Source organism: Niallia sp. RD1 (assembly GCF_024219955.1).
GTDB classification, from domain to species: Bacteria; Bacillota; Bacilli; order Bacillales; family Cytobacillaceae; genus Niallia; species Niallia alba.
Genome location: NZ_CP100420.1, coordinates 531,974 through 551,801, shown reverse-complemented (window position 1 = coordinate 551,801; position 19,828 = coordinate 531,974). Strand labels below are relative to the sequence as shown.

Genomic DNA, 19,828 nt, shown 5'->3' with positions numbered 1-19,828 from the left:
AGAAAAAACTCTATTAAATAGTAAAAAAAGTAATAATATTTTACTACTTTTTTTAACATACTATTTTAGCTATAGTTTAATATATAGAAAATTTAATGGTAGGAGTGATTGTAATGAAAAAATTGATAGTAGCATTACTAGTATTATTAACATTGACTGTTGGTGTAAATATGAATAAAGCTTTTGCAGAACATGAATATCAGCCAGGACCATTCGGGGTAATAAAAAAGGGCTTGGAGTAATTTGGATATGGTGGAGATGAATAATCAGTTAATGCAACGGATATTTGTAACCTATCAAGAGCAAATGAATCGGGATTATTTGCAACCATCAACTTCTCATATTGTCGCGTGTTCCATCGAAAAGCATCATAAAAATATAGGGAAAACAGGGGATTCACTTTTTCACAAAAATACACTCGCACAGATTTTGTTTGAGGTGTTTGAAAAGTTTGAACCAGAATTTATCCAAGCTATTTCTCCTTTAATTATTAAATTGAATCAAGATGTTGTTACAGGAATACCTAATAATGGTGTTTACAAGTTAGATGCAGACAATGAAATTTTTGTTCAGCTTGACCGCATCGAGAGCAATCAATTTCAAGAGGTTGCAGTCCATCAAAAGCAACTTGGCATAAAGTCTAATTTAGGGATTTCCTATAAACTTTTAAGAAAAGATAAAGAGACATTGGATACCTTAATTAAGGTGATGAAAAAATTAAACTATTATCTCTCCTTACATGGAGGGGTAGAATCTACTATTGCTATAGCTGATATTGTATCTGAGCAACAAGAGAAAAAGCTGCTATTGCCTCCTTATATTTTCATACAGTGGTTGTATCCTACTGGTAATTTTAGAGATACTTTTATCTCGTAGTAGGGAAAATTTAATAGTTTGGTGATAAAAAGGCGATAAACAAAATCGTCTTTTTTATTTGGAGTAAAATCATATCTTTTGTAAATGGGATTAAATTTAAGAAGAATTATTAGAGGATATTGATACTTTGCTTCTTTCTGCATCTAGGGATTTATGAATAATTATTGTTGTGTTTGATTTTTCTAAATATTTAAAATAATAATTGACCTCCTTAATAAGGGGAAGTATAATAATTTTATGTTATAAGAAGTGACATCGAATGACTTTCATCAATTTTTTGACATTTTTTTTGTTAGAAAATATAACATTTTTTTGTTGTGTACAGGTTATATACATAATAAGGGGGAAAACAATGAGAAAATGGTGGATGTTAAATGTATCAGTAATGGCAGTATTAGCTCTACTACTTAGTGGATGTGCTGGCTTTAGTTCTAGCGAAGAAGAAAAATCTAGCAATGAAGAAGTTAGTTCATTGAATCTTGCGTTAGAATCGGACATACCAGATTTAAACCAAACGAAATCAACGGATGGAACATCTTTTACCATCCTAAATAATGTCCTTGAGGGACTCTTTCGTCTTGATAAAGACAATAAACCTCAACCGGCAATGGCAGAAAGTGTAGAAGTTTCTGAGGATGCATTAACCTATACCTTCCATTTAAGAGAGGGAATTAAATGGAGTAATGGAGAACCTGTTACAGCAGCAGATTTCAAATATGCTTGGTTAAAAACGTTAGATCCTGATACAGCAAGTGAGTATGCTTTCATTATTGCTCAGTTTGTAAAAGGAGCAGCAGAATATAATGCTGGCGAAGCAGATGAATCAGCTGTTGCGGTAGATGCACCAGATGATAAAACACTGGTTGTGACATTAAACCAGCCTACGCCATTCTTTCTTGATTTAACTGCATTTGTAACTTATTTCCCACTAAATCAAAAGTTTGTGGAAGAAGTGGGGTATGACAAATATGCACTAACAGCAGATAGCATTCTTTATAATGGCCCCTATATATTAACCTCATATGATCAAGGAAAAGGCGTTTCATTAGAAAAAAATAAAGAATATTGGGACAAAGATAATGTTGCAGTAGATAAAGTAAATTTAGACGTTATTAAAGAAGCGAGTACCGCTTTGAATTTATATGATTCTGGAAAACTTGATAAAGTTTATTTACAATCCTCTGACGTAAATAGCTATAAAGATAAAGAAGGATATGGAACAGAAACGATGTTCCGTACTTATTTTACGCAAGTGAATTTACAAGAAAAACCATTTGATAATGAGAAAATTAGACAAGCGTTTCAATTAGCATTCGATCCGAAAATTTTAACAGACACTATTTTAAATAATGGTTCCCTACCTGGAACAGGGGTAGTTCCGGCTGGAATTAGCGGAAATAGTTCCTCCACTTATCGTGAAATTGCAGGTGATATTTTTACACCAGATCCTGCTAAAGCAAAAGAGTTGCTTGAAGAAGGAATCAAAGAGAGTGGAGAGTTACCACCTATCGAACTATTGGCATCAGATGATTCTGTTTCTAAAGATACGGCTACATTTTTACAAAGTGAATTTAAGAAGAATTTAGGGGTAGATGTTTCCATCGTCACGAAGCCGTTTAGTGGAAGATTGGAAGCGATGCGTGAGGGAGATTTCATGATCGCGGTAAATAGATGGGGAGCAGATTATAATGATCCGATGACATTTATTTATGAATGGTTTGGACAGCCAGCTTCCGCATCACGAGGCTATTTTGAAGACAGCAAGTATCAAGAATTAGTACTAGCTGCTCAAACAGAAACAGATGTAGATAAACGTATTGATTTATTTATCGAAGCAGAGAAAATTCTGATTGATAAAGGGATTGTTGGCCCACTTTATTTTGATGGTAGAGCGTTTATGATCAATCCGAAAGTAAAAGGGTTAGAATTGCCGCCTGGAGGATCATTAGAATTGAAGTATGTAACAATTGAAAAATAAAAATGGAGATAGGAGGGAGATTTTTTCCCTCCTAATCTATTAGATTGTTCTCCAACTAGTTAAGGAGGAACTTCTTTAGAAGAAATTAAGTATCTTTTCATGGGAAGAGGTGTTTTTATGGGGAAATTTATTGGCATAAAAATCTTAAATATAATCATTACATTATGGATTATTGCAACAATCACTTTTTTTCTGATGAAGCTGTTGCCGGGCTCTCCTTTTAATGAAGAAAAATTATCGAGTCTCACTGATGAAGCAAGAATGGAGTTTCTTGCAAAATATGAATTGGATAAGCCGGTTTATGTACAATATGGAAAGTATTTAGTGAATCTAGTAAAAGGGGATTTAGGAATTTCCTATTATTACAAAGGACAGTCGGTTAACGAGCTTTTATCTAGTCGTATTCTCCCTTCTGCATTTCTTGGTGTGCAGGCTATCATACTTGGATTATCTATTGGATTAATTTTAGGGATGATTGCAGCTTTAAAGCATAATACGGTTTGGGATTATGTCACGATGTTCGTTGCAGTAATTGGTGTTTCTGTTCCCAACTTTGTATTTGCTGCCCTTTTGCAATATGTAGTTGCCTTGAAATGGGGGTTGTTTCCAGTGGCGTTTTGGGAAGGATACGATAGTTCTATTCTTCCATCGATTGCCTTATCTTTAATGATTATCGCACTTGTTTCCCGATTTACACGAACAGAAATGCTAGATGTACTCCAGCAAGATTATATTCTAACAGCGAAATCAAAAGGACTGAGTCAATGGGGAGTTATTATCAAACATGCTGTTCGAAATGCGATGATTCCAGTTATCACGATTCTCGGGCCGGTTGCGGTTAGTATTTTAACTGGTTCATTGGTTATTGAAAATATCTTTAGTATTCCTGGTATTGGTAGTCTCTTTGTGGACTCTATTAAGTTTAATGATTATACAACCATTATGGGAGTAACACTATTTTACAGTGCCTTTTTTATTCTAACAATGCTTGTTATCGATCTTTTATATAGTGTTATTGATCCGAGAATTCGAATTAGTGGATTAAAGGGGTGAAAATAAATGGCAGAACCAAATCGTAAAATAGATCAGTTACCGGATGAGCTATTTGAGGTAGTTGGAAGGAAAGAGGAGGAGCTTGAACAAATATCTCAGCATTCCTTTTCTTTTACGAAAGATGCATGGATTCGCATAAAAAAGAATAAAGCAGCTATTGCTAGTTTAGTTGTTTTATTATTGATTCTTTTGCTTGCAATTTTTGGTCCTTATATGAACGGCTATTCCTATTATCAAACGGATTATGATAAAACCTATCAACCTCCTAATGGAGAACATTGGCTTGGGACCGATAAGTTTGGAAGAGATCAATGGACGAGAATATGGGAAGGGACAAGAATATCTTTATATATTGCCTTTTTAGCCAGTATTCTTGATTTAGCAATTGGAGTCACTTTTGGTTCTATATCTGCATTAATTGGTGGGAAAGTGGATAGCTTCATGCAGCGAGTTATTGAAATTCTGATGGGAATTCCCCATCTAGTTATTGTCATTCTATTAATCATGATGATGAAGCCAGGGATTTTTACCATCACGGTTGCGATGGTCATTACAGGCTGGGTTAATATGGCTAGGATTGTAAGAGCACAGATTATGAAATATAAGAATCAAGAATTCGTTCTTGCTGCTCGATCTTTGGGTGCAGGAAATAAACGGATTATTGTCAATCATATGATACCTAATACAATTGGCTTAATTATTATTAACATGATGTTTACCATACCAAGTGCTATTTTTACAGAAGCATTTTTAAGTTTTATTGGATTAGGATTACAAGAACCTGCAGCTTCCCTTGGTGTTTTGATAAATGATGGTTTCCACTCGATGCGGAATCAATTTTACTTATTGATTTATCCGGCCATTGTTATTACTGGATTAATGGTGAGCTTTAACTTATTAGCAGATGGATTAAGAGATGCATTTGATCCCAAATTGAGAAAATAATTTAGGAACAATTGTACATAATGATAGACTTTTGGGGAGGCATAGAAAATGGATACAATTTTAGAAGTGAAGGATTTACATATTTCCTTTAAAACATATGCCGGGACAGTTCAAGCAATTAGAGGAGTTGATTTCATTTTAAAGAAGGGGGAAACATTAGCAATTGTAGGAGAATCCGGCTCAGGAAAATCAGTAACGTCAAGAGCAATCATGAAATTGTTACCAGAAGGAATCTCGACTATTAGCAAAGGGGAGATTCTATTTAATGGCCAAGATTTGGTTTCTTTAACGGAACGAAAAATGCAAAATATTCGTGGATCTGAAATTTCGATGATTTTTCAAGATCCTATGACTGCCCTGAATCCAACAATGAAGGTTGGGTTGCAAGTAGTTGAAAGCGTAAGAAAACATCGGAAAATAGCTCAAAAGGAAGCAAAGAAAATAGCGTTAGAACTATTTGAACTGGTAGGAATTCCTAATGTGGAGCTAAGATATAATCAATATCCTCATCAATTTTCTGGTGGTATGCGACAACGAATAATGATTGCATTGGCATTAGCCTGTAATCCAAAAATTTTAATTGCAGATGAGCCAACGACTGCACTTGATGTAACAATACAAGCTCAAATTCTCGATTTATTGAAAGATATTCAGAAAAAAACAGGGACTGCCATCATTTTGATTACCCATGATTTAGGAGTAGTTGCAAATATTGCAGACTCTGTTGCTATAATGTATGCCGGGAAAATTGTCGAAAAAGGTACGGTTGATGAAATATTTTACGATCCAAGACACCCTTATAATTGGGGGCTGTTAAGCTCTATGCCGAACTTAGATACGAAAGGAGAACTAATTTCTATCCCAGGTTCCCCTCCTAACTTAATGAATCCTCCAAAGGGCGATCCATTTGCTGCAAGAAATGAATATGCAATGGCTATTGATTATCAATTAGAACCACCCATGTATCAAATAACAGATACGCATTATGCAGCAAGCTGGCTGTTACATGAAAAGGCTCCTAAAATTACTCCTCCTGTAAGTGTGAATGAAAAGGGAATTTCTTTAGTCCAGAAATCGCTGGAAGTAGAAGAGAAGGAGGAGAATCGGTATTTTTCTGGTGAACCAATTATGGAAGTGAAAAATCTTAAAAAGTATTTCCCACTAGATAAACATCAAACATTAAAAGCGGTTGATGATATTAGTTTCCACATTATGAAAGGAGAGACACTTGGGCTTGTCGGGGAATCTGGTTGTGGAAAATCTACGACTGGGAGAACGATATTAAAGCTATATGAAACAACATATGGAGAGGTTATTTTTAATAAAAAGAAAATTAATGGAAATGTAAAGAACGACGAAAAAAAGGAGATCCATCGGAAAATGCAGATGGTATTCCAAGACCCATACGCATCTCTTGATTCAAGGAAAACCGTGGAAGATATTATTGCAGAGGGGATGGATATCCATCAATTGTATCAAACGAAAGAGGAAAGAACGGAAAAGGTGAAGGACTTACTAGAATTGGTTGGACTTCAAAAAGAACATGCAAGCAGATACCCCCATGAATTTTCAGGTGGACAACGGCAGCGAATTGGAATTGCTCGTGCTTTAGCAGTTGATCCAGAATTTTTAATTTTAGATGAACCTATTTCTGCTTTGGATGTATCTATTCAAGCACAAGTAGTTAATTTACTGAAAAAGCTCCAAAAGGAAAAAGGATTAACCTATTTGTTTATTGCCCATGATTTATCAATGGTGAAGTATATTAGTGATCGTATTGGTGTGATGTATTTAGGGGGACTTGTAGAGCTTGCTCCTGCAGAGGAGTTATATAATGAACCATTGCATCCTTATACAAAGGCGTTATTATCTGCGATTCCAATTCCAAATCCGAAAGTAGAGCGACGGAGAGAACGTATTGTATTAAATAGTGATCTTCCTAGTGCAATTGCTCCCCCAACAGGCTGTAGATTTCGGACTCGATGTCCGATTGCGACAGAAAAGTGCAAAGAAGTACCAGTGTGGAGAGAGGTTAAGGAAGGTAGATGGGTTGCTTGTCATTATAGTGAAACAATGAATGAGATGGCTTAAAAAGAAAGGAAGTAAGGAGATTTTATGTTTCCTTGCTTTTTTTATGGATAAGCTAGAAAGAGTGTATGAATGGCTAATTTTAGTCCCCTCTAATTATCATCGCCTGATATCGATATGACATATGAAACGATGAATGGTATTGATCGAAGCAACAATATAAAATCTATGGCCTCGAACCAGATGGAATTGTGCCAACACTTGGAAGAATCCTGCAATTTATCCATCCAGAAGATCGTGAAAAATTTGAACAGACATATCGAAATGCTATTAAATTAAAGCACGATTTTAAACATGAATATCGAATTCAACGAAAAGATGGGGCTATTCAATATGTCATAGAGAAAGCAAATTAATACAAGATCAGAAATAGTATACCCTCAAATTTATTGGACGATAAAGGATATTTCCTTAAGACAGATTGCGGAGATTAGGCTTCCGAAATTCAGGGTTATCTATTTAATTGAAGGTTGTAATTTCATTCAAGAAGATGAAAGAGCGTATTTGAATAAGTGAGATAAGGAAAATTATATTTTTTAAAGTCGTGGGGAAAAGACTAAGATGTTCGTTTTGGTAAAAAAACCATGCGAGATAGAGGGGGTATTCTCCGCTATTAATATCTTGTGGATTAAGCATATTTAAAATTTTTAAAACAGTACCTTGCAATAAACAATACTAAATGATATATTATTGTCAGGAAGTATTAATTTTACACCAGTACTGTTTAATGTAAGATACTATGTAATAAGTATAGGTAGGTGGAAAAGGTGAATGTACAGTTTAAAAAAGGTGTTTTAGAGTTATGTGTGCTTGTACTTTTGGATAAAAAAGATCGCTATGGCTATGAGCTAGTTCAGAAGATATCAAATCAAATTGAAATATCAGAGGGTTCCGTTTACCCACTGCTTAGAAGGTTAACGAAGGAAGAGTATTTTACAACCTATTTACAAGAGTCAACAGAAGGTCCTTCCCGTAAATATTATAAGTTAACCGATAAAGGAAGAACGTATCTTTACGAACTTATTGCAGAGTGGAATGAATTTTCCACTGGTGTGAATCAATTAATAAAAGAAGGTGTGAATAATGACTAAAGATCAATTTTTTAAAGAGCTGCAAGTTGGATTACGAAAGCTTCCATCTGAGGAGCAAAAAGATATCATGCAGGATTATGAAGAACATTTTTTTATGGGAATGGAAGAGAGGAAAACAGAGGAAGAGATTGCTCATTCTTTAGGATCCCCGCAGCAAATAGCTAAGGAGTTGTTAGCCACTTATCATCTTGAAAAGGTTGAAAACACAGTTTCGACAGGAAATATATTTCGAGCATTATGGGCTGTAATTGGATTAGGCTTTTTTAATATGGTAATTGTTCTTGGTCCTTTTATTGCATTAGTAGCGCTAATTGTATCAGGTTGGATAGTTGGAGGTTCTTTTATCCTTTCTCCATTGCTTGTCATTGTAGATAGTATACTGCAACCAAGTGGATTTGCGTTTTTTCAATTGTTTATGTCCATTTTACTTGTTGGATTAGGAATTTTTATTGTAATTGGCATGTTCTATCTAACTAAATTTTCCATGAAGGGATTTGTGAGCTATTTGAAGTTTAATGCTAAATTGGTGAAAGGTGGCTTAAAGAATGACTAATTTGAAAAAATTAATGATCGTTGGGATTGTTTTAATTATAGTGGGCGCGTTAGGTAGCCTGTTTACATTTCGTGATAGGGGAATAGATATCGCGGAGGAGAAAGTGTTCAAAGAAACCAATATAACTAGTGTAGAAATAGAGTCGAATAACGCCGGAGTTGAAATTATACCAACAACAGATAAGCAAACTAAAGTAGAAGTATTTGGTACAGGATCCAAAGATTCAAAGGCAAATTTAACTGCAAAAGTTGAGGGAGAATCGCTTATTGTTAAATGGGAAGAACAACAGTTTGGTTTTCTTCACCTAGATTTTAATGATTCTCTTACAGTAAGGATTACCTTGCCTGAGAAACAGTATCAAACGATGACGATTAACAAAGATAACGGAAAAGTCTATCTAGCAAATCAAACTATCGAACAGATTAAAGCGGAAAGTAATAACGGCAGAATAGAAATGAAAAACATCTTATCAGAAAGTGTAGAAGTGAAATCTGATAATGGGAGAGTATCATTAGAGCATGTCAGTGGTACTATCAAAGGGAATTCCAATAATGGGAGAATATCCATGAAAACAGCTAATTTAGATCAACCAATTCAATTAGAAACGAATAATGGGCGTATCGATATTGAAACAGAAAATGAACCAGCAAATGTAACTTTTGATGTCCAAGTCGATAACGGCAGCATTAACATTTTGGATAAATATAAGGGAAGTACTGTGATTGGGAATGGGGAGACTCTAGTAAAACTGACGACGAATAATGGAAAAATTCAGGTGTTGAAATGATACAGGCATCTTTTTGAAAAATAGACCGCTTAATACATTTCTCAAAGGCAACTTTATACAGAAGTTGTCTATTTTTGTATGTTCAGATAACTATTGAAAAACTTTTTGCAAAAAATAATTTTTAAGAAAATTGGCAACGTATACATACTGTATAAAAAATAAATGTCTCCGATATAAGTAGAAGGTATATAGCTAAGGAATAAATCATCAATAAAATAGCTTTGTGAAAAGGCAAGAAGAACACAGGGGGATAAAATGAAAATAAAATATCAATTAGCATTAATTTTCTTCATTTTAATAATATCTATGTTAGGAATCGGTTTATACAGTAATTCCAGTCTGCAAGCTCTAATAACAAACAGTAAAGAGCTTACAGATGCAAAAGAGATGCAGCGTCTTGTTACGCATTTACAATATCGTATTGCGGGAATTTCTAATGATGAACGAGGCTTTCTTCTTACAGGAAATAATGAATATATCGATGGAATCAATAGCAAACAATCGGATATAAATGAGACATTGAACACAATGGAGAATTTATCGAATTATCGTGTTTATGAAGAAGGTATACAGACTTTCAATGCTAGTCTTGAATCGTATTTAACGACAAGTGATCAAGTGTCCGCGGTTTATAGAGAGGATAAAGCTTCTGCAGAAATGCTTCATTTTGAGGATTTACGTACATTGAGAAAAGAAGTACTGGATCCAGCTGTGAATGAATTAGTAGAACACATCAATCAAGATGTCATTTTAATCGAAGAAAAAAATCAACAAAATAATGAATTAACGAAAATGATATTAATAATAATTATTGCTATAGCGACTATTTTAAGTATCATATTAGGAGCAATTTTACTTAAATCGATTTTGGGACCATTAAACAAAATAAATAGTCAATTGCAAAATATCGCATCTGGCGAAGGGGACTTAACACAAAGAGTACAAGTAAATGGGAAAAATGAATTTGGTCATTTAGCAAATTCGTTTAACACATTTGTTGGATCGCTTCAGATGATGATAGGCAGTGTAGGGCAAACTTCTAAAAATGTGGCACTTGCATCAGATGAACTGGCTTCTAGTATGGAACAATCAACTGTAGCAGCAGAGCAGGTGGCGGATGCTGTTCAAACTATAGCGGAGAATGGAAATAAGCAAGATACACTTACTCAAAACAGCTTAATAGAGGTTAATAATTCATTAGAAAATATTAAGCATGTAGCAAATACTGCTAGCGAAGTTGCTAATGAGTCCCTACTTATTAAAGAAAAAGCAAAAGATGGAGAGTTAGCGTTGGCAGAAATGCAAACACGGATGGGGGCAATTCATGCATCTGTTGATTTGGCAGGCGATGGGTTAAAGTCCCTTGTTTTAAGTACAAATGAAATCAATCTAGTACTAGCAAGCATTCAAGATATATCTAATCAAACGAATTTGCTAGCATTAAATGCATCGATTGAAGCAGCAAGAGCTGGAGAACATGGAAAAGGCTTTGCGATTGTTGCAGAAGAAGTTCGAAAACTGTCAGAAATGACAGGTACTTCAGTTAGTCAAATTCATACACTTATTAGCTCTATTCATGATCATTCTAATACTACAGAAAAAAATATGTCGTTAGTAAAAGAAAATGTAGATGCTGGAACAAAATTATCTGATACTACAAATGAACATATAAAGGAAATCCTAAATCGCGTAGAATCCATCGCAGATCATATTAAAAAGATGGCTGAAACAACACAAGAAATTACAGCAGAAGTTCAAGAGGTACAAGAGTCTGTTGAAGCAATTGCTCATACTTCTCGTGAAACGTTAGAAAGAACAGAGAGTGTTGCAGCAGCAACAGAAGAGCAAACCGCTTCCTTCCAAGAAATAACAAGCTCAAGCATTGCATTATCTAAAATGTCAGAGGAACTTCAGCAATTAGTCTCTCGATTTAAAGTTTAGGGAAGGACATTCTTTCTTATTAAAAAAATTTTTAGAAATAAAAGAGGAGCACTTTTAATGTTAAGTAGTTCCGATAACGTGGAGAAAATGCAATAATGCAATCCAAATAACACACAGTTTTGTAGCCTGAATTACAAGTGAATTAACAACATAATTAGCACACAAAAAAGCTTGGGACCCCCAAGCTTTTTTTCTTTAATGCGTTGTTCTTATGCAATGTAAGCACCCGTTTGTTTAATAATTTTATACGGAATCATCTGTTTCTTTTTTCTTAAATATTCCTACTAAAAGCATAATTAGTCCTATGATGAAACCTATTGGAAACAAAATTATAATTGTTCCAGGTATTGCCCATCCGTTTTCAATAATAAATCCGTATGTTAAACCAATTGCAAAAGATAAAAATGGTGAAATTGCCACCATAAGAGCAATACCCCAAACAATGTATTTTCTATTTTGAGATTTATCTTTGCTTAGATAATACGCTACAAGTGCACCTATAAATGCAACTCCATACCCCACAACGAATGCCATTTTTCCAAGCCTTTCTCTATTTTATTTTTAAATACCGTTTTATTTCACAAACCTTCTCCATCAGTTAAAGGACTAACTATTCTGAATCTTTAACTATATTTTAACATATAAAGATACAAAATCTTTGTATTTTTCATAAGAACATAAAATTAACACATCAAATAACAAATAAAATAGCATCTTGACAATATCTATTGTCATCGTGCGGATTAGGGTGCTATTTAATATACTATTTTAAATCTAATTTACTTAAAAACACTGTTATATCAAAGAAAATAGCTATGAGATTTACCGTGTTAAAATGGTTGTTAAATACTTATGCTATTTACAATGTTTCTCCACAAAAACGGAACTACTTATTTTAATGTGACTCCTCTTTTATAAGTTTCAATTAAAAGAAAAGGCTATTCGCCTGAATAAAAAACTGGGATTGTTGGTAGTTATACGTTACTTTTGAAAAGTCAAAAGGCTGTCCATTTGTTAAATGAAAGAGGCTTTCTACTAATAATTTAGGGGAATTCTTTTCCAATCCTAAGTATGTTGCTTCTTCCTCATTTAACTTATCTACAAGTAAATAAACATCAGAAAAACCAACCTTTAATCCTAAAGCCTCTGTTATATAATGAAAGATAGATTCTGAAACGATTTCTTTATTTAGATAAGTAATGATCGCTTTATTATAATAGGATTCCTCTAAACAAAGGGTTTGCCCATTTATATAGCGAATTCTTTTCACATAATAAACATCTTCGTTTAGGTCCATATTTAAATGGAGAGCGACTTCTTCTGACGGTTTTCTTACCTCTAACTCGATAATTTTCGAAGTAAGTATATAATCCTCTAAATCTTTTTTAAATCCTTGATTAGACAGTAAACTAATATACCCTTTTCTTTTTTGTCTTCTTACAAAAATACCGCTTCCTCTTACTTGAAAAATAATTCCTTTTTTTTCTAGAAGCTCTAAGGTTTTCGTAATCGTGCTTTTACTTACACTGTACTGCTTCATTAATGACTCGATAACAGGCAGCTTACTTCCTTGTTTAAGTTCGTTTTCTTCAATATATTTTTCTATTTCTCCTGCGATTTGCTGGTACTTTAACATATTCATTCCTCGACAATCTAAATGTTATAGCTCGATTATAGCATATAGGATAAAAATGTTAATCTTAATTATTTGTGTATAAAATAATTATATTGTATTTTTATAATTATACCGGTACAATTATAAAAAGAATAATGTTTATTATTAATAATCGTGGAGATAACAAAATAAATAGGATTACGCTAGATGAGAAGGAGGAAGAAATGTGACTAAAATGCCGAAAGATTTCTTATGGGGTGGAGCGTTAGCGGCACATCAATTTGAAGGTGGATGGAACCAAGGAGGAAAAGGACCAAGTGTTGTAGACGTTATGACAGCAGGTGCCCATGGAGTGCCAAGGAAAATAACAGATACAATGGAAGAAAATCAATTCTATCCGAATCATGAGGCGATAGATTTCTATCATCGCTACAAAGAAGATATTGCCTTGTTTGCAGAAATGGGATTAAAGTGTTTACGAACTTCAATTGGATGGAGCAGAATTTTTCCAAAAGGAGATGAACTAGAACCAAACGAAGAAGGCTTACGCTTCTATGATCAAGTGTTTGATGAGTTGTTAAAGTATGGAATCCAGCCTGTTATTACCTTATCTCATTTTGAAATGCCACTACATCTTGCAAGGGAATACGGTGGCTTCAGAAATAGGAAAGTGGTTGATTGTTTCGTACGATTTGCAGAAGCATGTTTCTTGCGCTACAAAGATAAAGTGAAATATTGGATGACCTTTAATGAAATTAATAATCAAATGGATGTATCAAATCCGTTATTCCTATGGACGAATTCTGGCGTAACTGTAAAAGAAGGAGAAAATGCCAAAGAAGTAATGTATCAAACTGCACACCATGAATTAGTAGCTAGCGCGTTGGCTGTGTCAATTGGGAAAAAAATAAATCCTGATTTCCAAATTGGCGCAATGGTTTCTCATATCCCTATTTATCCTTATTCTTCTAATCCAGAAGATGTTATGTTAGCAGAAGAAGAAATGAGACAAAGATATTTCTTCCCAGATGTACAAGTTCGAGGCGCTTATCCTAACTATGCATTAAAGGAATTTGAGCGAGAAGGATATTCTATTAAAATCGAGCTAGGAGATGAAGAAATTTTACGAAATGGGACGGTTGACTATTTAGGGTTTAGCTATTATATGTCTACTACAGTAAAGAGTGATGTGAAAAATGACAATGCAGGAGATATCGTAAATGGTGCCTTACCAAATGCGGTAGAAAATCCGTATATTAAAGCGAGTGATTGGGGTTGGTCGATTGATCCAACAGGTCTTCGCTATGTGCTAAATCGCTTGTACGATCGCTATCAAATTCCGTTATTTATTGTAGAAAATGGATTTGGCGCAATTGATACGATTGAAGTAGATGGCTCTATCCATGACAAAGAAAGAATAGAATACTTAAAGGCACATATTGAAGCTTTAGAAAAGGCAGTAACTTACGATGGGGTAGATTTGATTGGATACACGCCATGGGGAATTATTGATATTGTGTCCTTTACAACAGGCGAAATGAAAAAGCGTTATGGCATGATTTATGTGGATCGGGATAATGAAGGAAAAGGATCAATGAATCGTTCAAAAAAAGACTCCTTTTATTGGTATAAAGAAGTTATCCAATCAAACGGAGAAAAATTATAAAGATTGCAAAAGAGGTTGGGAAATAACTAAATAGATACGCTGTAAAGACGAACAATCTCTCATTTAGCTAGTAAATAGCGGCTGCTTTCGCATGCTTTTTACAAGAGGAAATATAATTATTGGGGAAAACAGAGCAGCCGGAATACACGAAGACGCCAAGGGGATTAGCGAGACAGCCTGAGACCCTGCAGGCGAAGCCGAAGCGGCTCAGCGCGAGCCCCACGGAAAGCGAAGTGTATTCCGGCTGCGGGGAATCGCACTAAACTTCATAGAAACATCCTTTAAAAAACAAATAAAAAACCAAACAATTATACGGAACTTTCATTAGCATCTTCGTATAATTGTTCGGATTTATCCTTGGCTGGAATACTTATATCCCAGCCCCTTTTCGGTTTCTTATTTTTTTAATAACTTGCCTCAAGTTCATCTATTAAACTACCAACATAAGCAACGGCTTTTTGGATTGGTTCAGGTGTTGACATATCCACATTCGCTAATTTCATTAGATCAAATGGTTTTAACGTGCCTCCAGCTTTTAGAACCTTTAGCCAGCGGTCAACTGCAGGCTGTCCTTCTTCCTCGATCATTTGAGATACGGCAGTAGAAGCTGTAAGTCCTGCGGAGTAAGTATATGGGTAAAGTCCCATATAATAATGTGGTTGCCGCATCCATGTTAGGCCGGCTGCTTCATCAATTTCCACACTATCCCCCCAAAATGACTTTAAGACATCCACATTTTGTTCACATAATATCTTAGCTGTGATTGGGGTTCCTTGTTCTGCTAAGTCATAAATTTTTCTTTGTAAGGCTCCTTCTAAAATATGGGTAACGAAATTATGATAATACGTTCCTAAAGATTGAAGAATGACCCATCTTCTTATTTGATCGTTTGTCGATTTTTAATAATATACTTGCTTAAAAGCATTTCATTCATAGTTGATGGTGCTTCGATAAAGTAGCGAGATGGTCGTGTGTTTGAAATAATTTGATTTCTGCCAGCGAGAGCAAAATGTCCAGCATGTCCAAGCTCGTGTGCCAGTGTAAACGTATTGCGCATAGAGTTATGCCATGTCATTAAAATATATGGATGTGCTCCATAAGGGCTGGAACAGAAGGCACCTGATCGTTTCCCATGGTTATCTGCTAAGTCTACCCAACGATCTTTTAAGCCTTTTTCCATGATTTCCATATATTCTGGTCCCATCACATCAAGTGCCTCTAGAATAAGCTTGGATGCTTCTTCATAGGTGATTTCGGGATCATAGGTAGTATCGAGTGGTGCCTTTAAATCACAATAATGGATTTTTTCTAAACCTAATATCCGTTCTTTTAACTTAGCGTATCTACGCATATGTGGTGCCAATTCTGTGAGGATGGTATCCAGTTGGTTATGATACATTTCTTTCGTTACTTGTTGTTCTTGTAATAGCATATCTGTTACAGATTCATAGTTTCTTAGACGTGATTCGATTACTTGTTTTTTTACCTCTGTTCCATAGATAGCCGCATATGTATTTTTATAGCGATCAAGCCCTTCTGAAAAGGCAGCATATGCTTTTTTTCTTAATTCTTTATCAGAGGATTCTTCATATTTTTCAAAGGAATTGAAAGTCAATGGATATTCAGAGCCGTCATTTGTTACAAAGGAGGAAAATTTCATATCCGATGTTTTGCTTCTTTGATAAATCATATAAGGAGAATGATGGATTTCCCCAAAGGCAGCTAATACTTCCTCGGTTTCTGGTGTTAACATATGGGGTTTTAATTCCATTAAGTCTGTTAGTGTTTTAGAAAAAACTTGTAGCTCTTTTTCATCCTGTATGTATGTATTTAGTTTTTCGTTTGAGAGAGTAAGAATTTCCGAATCAATAAAGGAAAGACTAGAGCTTGCTTTTGCATAGAGGGAAGAAACAATCGCATCGTTCTCTTGATTAACAGGATTAGATCCATCTGTAGACTGATTAAGGTTTGCGTAGGTGAGAGCCCTTGCTAATCTTTCGCTTAGTGCATCTCGTGCTTTCAAACAATCCAATAATGTTTTTGCATCCTGGCCCAATTTTCCTTTATATTGAGTGACAGTAGGAATGTCTTCTTCAATGGCTAGTAATTCTACTTTCCACAATACTTCACTTTCGAATAAATCTCGTAAATCCCAGGTGTGTTCTACAGGAACCTCTGAACGGTAAAGTGTTTTTTCCATCTCTTTATTCATTATCATTCTCCTCTGCTAGTAATTTATCCCACTCTTAACGGACAGTAAGACTCAACCGTAAGCTTATGAGAATACGTGGAAGAGAGGTGGGATATCAACTGCCCGTAAAGGTCCGATTGGTTCACTAACCATCAGTGAGAGAAGAAGAAAAACCCCACTGATGGAAGTTCCATTTTATTTCGTTTTTCGAAACGATTAATTTGATTATACAATAAACGAATGAAAAGTGGGAATAGTTTGTTTATTTTCTCTGGAGTAAAGATAAAAAAACTACGCTTCCTCCCATAAATAATTGTATAATGGATAAAAACCGCTCACCAATTCACTAAATTTTACATTTTGAGGTAAAAGGAAAATTTGCTGAAATTGGAATAAACAAAAAGGAATGAATGGAAATTGCCCTTGAAAATCTCCCGTAAAAAAAGATTTTATTTATTATTTTTTATCTGTATTACCTCCATGTTTATTATCTTTCTCTTCTCCCATATGCCATATGAAGAACAAGATATAAAGCCATTCTTAAGAGATAAAATAGACCTTTCAAATGTTCCTATCCCCTCCATTACCTTTGAGTACGATGGACAGGTTATTTCCTCAGATTCTGATCCTTACGGTTTTATCGAATTTTTGTTTCGGAAAGCAGGGCATGTACTTGGCTATTGCCTCCTAACTCTTCTGCTTTTTCTCACCATTATGCAAACAAAGCTTAAACGAGCATGGGTATATATACTAAGCGGTGCTCTTGCAATATTTTACGCTTTAACAGACGAATGGCACCAAAGCTTTGTCCCCGGAAGAACAGGACATTGGCAAGATGCTATTATTATTGATGGAATCGGTGTAATATTAGGGTTACTTATAGGTTATATAGGAACCTTCCTTTTTAAAAAGAGAGAAACAAAGAGGATGGGACCTAACTAAATAGATACTCTGTAAAGACGAACAATATCTAATTTAGCTAGTAAATAGCGGCTACTTTCGCATCCTTTTTACAAGAGGAATATAATTATTGGGAAAAACAGAGCAGCCGGAATACACGAAGACGCCACGGGGATTAGCGAGACAGCCTGAGACCCTGCAGGCGAAGCTGAAGCGGCTCAGCGCGAGCCCCATGGAAAGCGAAGTGTATTCCGGCTGCGGGTAATCGCACTAAACTTCATGGAAACATCCTTTAAAAAACGAATAAAAAACCAAACAATTATACGGAACTTTGATTAGCACCTTCGTATAATTGTTTGGAATTATCCTTGGCTGGAATACTTATATCCCAGCCTTGTTCACTTATACCTTCTTATACTGTCGATAGGCAAGTACAGCTGTGATTAAGGCAATGGTTGATATCGTTATGGATGAATAAAAGTAACCTAATACAAGTAACCCTGCACTAATAAATATCCATATTTGGACGATCGCTTTCATTGTCTTTACTCCTCTAGATTAAATTGATATTCTTTGTTCTCATCCATTTTTTTTATGTTTAGTGCATCAAAAATGAGTGCTTTTGCAGCGACATATGCGTTATACTCAACGCGCTCTAGCATGTCGTATGCTTTTCGTAAGGTCTTATCAAGTACCAAAATTCCATGTTTATTTAACAGCATTGTTTTCGGTATTGCTTCTTCTTTTAAACTGGCAACATACTCTTTCACTATTAGCGCTAACTCCATGGATGTCGCTGGAGCGAAAGGGAGGACTGGGATTTGGCCAAGCTTTTGAGTGGCTTCTGTTAAATTAGGAAGATCCATTCCAATCGTCGCAAAAACCATTGATTCTTTTGGATGAGCATGAAGAACACAGCCAATGTCACTTCGCTCCCGGTAGCAAGCCATATGCATATTAATCTCCCTCGTTATTTTGCCATCTCCTTCGATTTTTTGCTCTTGCATATCGACGACTAAAATTTCTTCTGGGTTTAAGTCACAGTGCTTAGCTTGTGACATTAATGTAGGGGTCATAATAATATGATTTTCATTCATTCGAACACTAACGTTTCCACCAGCTGCATTTGTTTCAAATCGATCAAACATTGTTTTGACAACTTTACATAAATCTTCTCGCTCTTTACGATACAACATCCTCATCGCTCCCTAATTTTTTTATCGAAATTCTATTAAAATAACTTTCTGCTTCCTTTATGTCAAAATCAGTAGAATTGTGCTTGGTAACCTTTGAGGCTGAACAGCCTGTCGCATATTTCATGATAGTCTTCAGATCTTTTCCTTGAACGAATTGAGCGATAAATGATCCTACGAATACATCACCAGCACCTGTATCATTTCGTTCTTTGACAGTTGGAGAAGTAACTTGGTAAAGGTTATCCTTGTGTGCGACATAACTGCCATCCTTGCCTAAGCTAACGACGACATAATCAATCTTAATTGCAAGTTCTTTTATTTTTTGAATAAGTGTAGTCTGGTTATTTTGAAAAAGTACTTCCACTTCGTATTGGTTCGGTTTAATAAAATTTATGCCCATATCTACAACGGCAGCAAGAGCTTCTCCTGACAAGTCACAGGCGATAAAACATTTCTTGTTCTTAATGGTATTAATAATTTCCAGCAATTGTGCTATAGTGTAATTAGGCGGCATAGAGCCGGCAATAACAACAATATCTTTTTCTGTTAAAAACTGATGGAGAAAATCAATTAGTTTAGAATGGTTTTCTTTCGAAACGTGGAAGCCATTTTCTGTTATCATCAAACTCCCTGCATTGGTGTCGTCCATTACAACTATGCATTCTCTCGTTGAAGCGCCATCTTCAACGAGAAGGTGATGACAGATATTCTTCTTAGCCAAAATACTCTCCATTAATGGTCGATTTGTTTCTCCGATGTAACCGAGTGCTTTATTTTCCATATTGAATTTTGTTAATACATTGGAGACGTGCAACCCTTTTCCGCCTAAATCGTATTCTACTTGATGAGCTCGATTCGTTCGTTTTTTTGTTAGTGTTCCTTTTACTTTTATGAGCCGATCGATTGCCGGATTAAGAGTTATAGTGTAAATCATCTTTTCACCCTCTT

Annotated in this window: 18 protein-coding genes and 1 pseudogene; 13 read left to right on the top strand and 6 right to left on the bottom strand. The window is 35.1% G+C overall.

What is annotated here, in order from left to right; all coding sequences use genetic code 11:
• Positions 1-113 precede the first annotated feature (113 nt).
• The 11 genes from NKG37_RS25995 (at position 114) to NKG37_RS02610 (ending at position 11,312) form a co-directional block, all read left to right on the top strand.
• Positions 114-242, top strand: coding sequence for a hypothetical protein (locus NKG37_RS25995; protein ID WP_302183206.1), 129 nt, complete (start codon positions 114-116; stop codon positions 240-242).
• Positions 243-249: 7 nt separating this feature from the next.
• The gene (locus NKG37_RS02660) at positions 250-876 is read left to right on the top strand and encodes a hypothetical protein (RefSeq protein WP_254415758.1); all 627 of its coding nucleotides are present in this window, start codon (positions 250-252) and stop codon (positions 874-876) included.
• 352 nt (positions 877-1,228) lie between these two features.
• The gene (locus NKG37_RS02655) at positions 1,229-2,854 is read left to right on the top strand and encodes a peptide ABC transporter substrate-binding protein (RefSeq protein ID WP_254415757.1); all 1,626 of its coding nucleotides are present in this window, start codon (positions 1,229-1,231) and stop codon (positions 2,852-2,854) included.
• A gap of 117 nt (positions 2,855-2,971) precedes the next feature.
• On the top strand, positions 2,972-3,907 hold the full coding sequence (locus tag NKG37_RS02650) for an ABC transporter permease (RefSeq protein ID WP_031537260.1): 936 nt from the start codon (positions 2,972-2,974) through the stop codon (positions 3,905-3,907).
• Between the two features lie 6 nt (positions 3,908-3,913).
• Positions 3,914-4,852 (top strand): ABC transporter permease, encoded by a 939-nt coding sequence (locus tag NKG37_RS02645; RefSeq protein ID WP_254415756.1) that lies wholly within the window; start codon positions 3,914-3,916, stop codon positions 4,850-4,852.
• A 48-nt stretch (positions 4,853-4,900) separates the two neighbouring features.
• Entirely contained in the window at positions 4,901-6,943 is a 2,043-nt protein-coding gene (locus tag NKG37_RS25990) for an ABC transporter ATP-binding protein (protein WP_302183205.1), read from the top strand.
• Between the two features lie 188 nt (positions 6,944-7,131).
• Positions 7,132-7,296: a PAS domain-containing protein gene (locus NKG37_RS02630; protein ID WP_254415755.1), complete on the top strand. Its 165-nt coding sequence runs from the start codon at positions 7,132-7,134 to the stop codon at positions 7,294-7,296.
• Between the two features lie 411 nt (positions 7,297-7,707).
• The gene (locus NKG37_RS02625) at positions 7,708-8,031 is read left to right on the top strand and encodes a PadR family transcriptional regulator (RefSeq protein WP_254415754.1); all 324 of its coding nucleotides are present in this window, start codon (positions 7,708-7,710) and stop codon (positions 8,029-8,031) included.
• Positions 8,024-8,584, top strand: a complete 561-nt coding sequence (locus tag NKG37_RS02620; protein WP_254415753.1) for an HAAS signaling domain-containing protein — start codon at positions 8,024-8,026, stop codon at positions 8,582-8,584. Before NKG37_RS02625 ends, NKG37_RS02620 begins: the two co-directional genes overlap by 8 nt.
• Positions 8,577-9,371, top strand: a complete 795-nt coding sequence (locus NKG37_RS02615; protein ID WP_254415752.1) for a DUF4097 family beta strand repeat-containing protein — start codon at positions 8,577-8,579, stop codon at positions 9,369-9,371. The genes NKG37_RS02620 and NKG37_RS02615 overlap by 8 nt, the downstream gene beginning before the upstream one ends.
• 255 nt (positions 9,372-9,626) lie before the next feature.
• On the top strand, positions 9,627-11,312 hold the full coding sequence (locus NKG37_RS02610; protein WP_254415751.1) for a methyl-accepting chemotaxis protein: 1,686 nt from the start codon (positions 9,627-9,629) through the stop codon (positions 11,310-11,312).
• A gap of 243 nt (positions 11,313-11,555) precedes the next feature.
• On the opposite strand, the gene NKG37_RS02605 is transcribed toward NKG37_RS02610, so the two are convergent.
• Together NKG37_RS02605 and NKG37_RS02600 are read right to left on the bottom strand one after the other, a co-directional pair.
• A complete protein-coding gene (locus NKG37_RS02605; protein WP_254415750.1) occupies positions 11,556-11,846 on the bottom strand; it encodes a hypothetical protein in 291 nt (96 codons plus the stop codon).
• 391 nt (positions 11,847-12,237) lie between these two features.
• Entirely contained in the window at positions 12,238-12,948 is a 711-nt protein-coding gene (locus NKG37_RS02600) for a GntR family transcriptional regulator (RefSeq protein ID WP_254415749.1), read from the bottom strand.
• 205 nt (positions 12,949-13,153) lie between these two features.
• Between NKG37_RS02600 and bglA the strand changes: the two genes are divergently transcribed.
• The gene (gene bglA, locus NKG37_RS02595; RefSeq protein ID WP_254415748.1) at positions 13,154-14,593 is read left to right on the top strand and encodes a 6-phospho-beta-glucosidase BglA; all 1,440 of its coding nucleotides are present in this window, start codon (positions 13,154-13,156) and stop codon (positions 14,591-14,593) included.
• Positions 14,594-14,997: 404 nt separating this feature from the next.
• On the opposite strand, the pseudogene pepF reads toward bglA, so the two are convergent.
• Positions 14,998-16,805, bottom strand: a pseudogene (pepF, locus tag NKG37_RS02590) (oligoendopeptidase F).
• Between the two features lie 486 nt (positions 16,806-17,291).
• On the opposite strand from pepF, the gene NKG37_RS02585 reads away from it, so the two are divergent.
• Entirely contained in the window at positions 17,292-17,726 is a 435-nt protein-coding gene (locus tag NKG37_RS02585) for a VanZ family protein (protein ID WP_254415747.1), read from the top strand.
• A 360-nt stretch (positions 17,727-18,086) separates the two neighbouring features.
• Here NKG37_RS02585 and NKG37_RS02580 read toward each other — a convergent pair whose 3' ends face one another.
• Genes NKG37_RS02580 through NKG37_RS02570 form a run of 3 tightly spaced genes read right to left on the bottom strand, consistent with a single transcriptional unit; the run spans position 18,087 to position 19,814 of the window.
• Positions 18,087-18,224, bottom strand: coding sequence for a hypothetical protein (locus tag NKG37_RS02580; protein WP_169189179.1), 138 nt, complete (start codon positions 18,222-18,224; stop codon positions 18,087-18,089).
• A gap of 5 nt (positions 18,225-18,229) precedes the next feature.
• Entirely contained in the window at positions 18,230-18,880 is a 651-nt protein-coding gene (locus tag NKG37_RS02575) for a class II aldolase/adducin family protein (RefSeq protein WP_169189178.1), read from the bottom strand.
• Positions 18,867-19,814 carry a 1-phosphofructokinase family hexose kinase gene (locus NKG37_RS02570; RefSeq protein ID WP_169189177.1) on the bottom strand — a complete coding sequence of 316 codons (948 nt, stop codon included), beginning with the start codon at positions 19,812-19,814 and terminating at the stop codon, positions 18,867-18,869. The genes NKG37_RS02575 and NKG37_RS02570 overlap by 14 nt, the downstream gene beginning before the upstream one ends.
• Positions 19,815-19,828 lie beyond the last annotated feature (14 nt).